This window comes from Micromonospora sp. M51 (assembly GCF_018070305.1).
GTDB classification, from domain to species: domain Bacteria; phylum Actinomycetota; class Actinomycetes; order Mycobacteriales; family Micromonosporaceae; genus Micromonospora; species Micromonospora parva.
In genome coordinates this window covers 1-548 of the sequence record NZ_JAGPXZ010001443.1, presented here as the reverse complement: position 1 = coordinate 548, position 548 = coordinate 1, and the positions used below count along the sequence as shown (strand labels likewise).

The 548-nt window shown below is 61.3% G+C and carries 1 protein-coding gene; it reads left to right on the top strand.

Annotation, left to right across the window (positions count from 1 at the left end; all coding sequences use genetic code 11):
* Window positions 1–372, top strand: a 372-nt coding sequence (locus KBX53_RS35340; protein WP_305798023.1) for a M13-type metalloendopeptidase, incomplete at its 5' end; no start/stop codon positions are given.
* Between the last annotated feature and the right edge of the window lie 176 nt (window positions 373–548).

Below are 548 nucleotides of genomic sequence, written 5' to 3'. Positions count from 1 at the left end.
CTTGTGCCGCTGCAACTACAGCCGGACGGCCCGCACGTCAACGGATCGCTGACGATAGGCGAGAACATCGGCGACCTCGGCGGAGCGGGAATCGCCTTCAAAGCCCTGCAAATATCTTTTGCGGGAGCCGAACCCGGACCGATTGACGGCCTGCCGTGGCAGCAGCGGTTCTTCCTGTCTTACGCCCGGATCTGGCGGGAAAAGCAGCGCGACGAGTCCCTGCGCACACAGATTGCCACGGACCCGCACTCACCCACCGAGGTCCGCAGTAACCAGATCGTTCGCAACATCGACGCCTTCTATGACGCCTTCGATGTCACCGAAAACGACCCGATGTGGCTGGCCCCCGAGAAGCGAGTCACCATCTGGTGATGCTGGTGCCCCCGCTAACCCGGGGGCATTTCTCATGCTCAGGTCGCATCGTCAGAGTCATTGTTCGCGCAGCAACTCGTAAGGCTTGTGAGACTTCACCGAAGCAATAGTGCGCGGCAAGCACCCCAGCGGCACGGCAGCAAGAAGGAGCAGAGGGAACCATGCCCCTTGTTCCA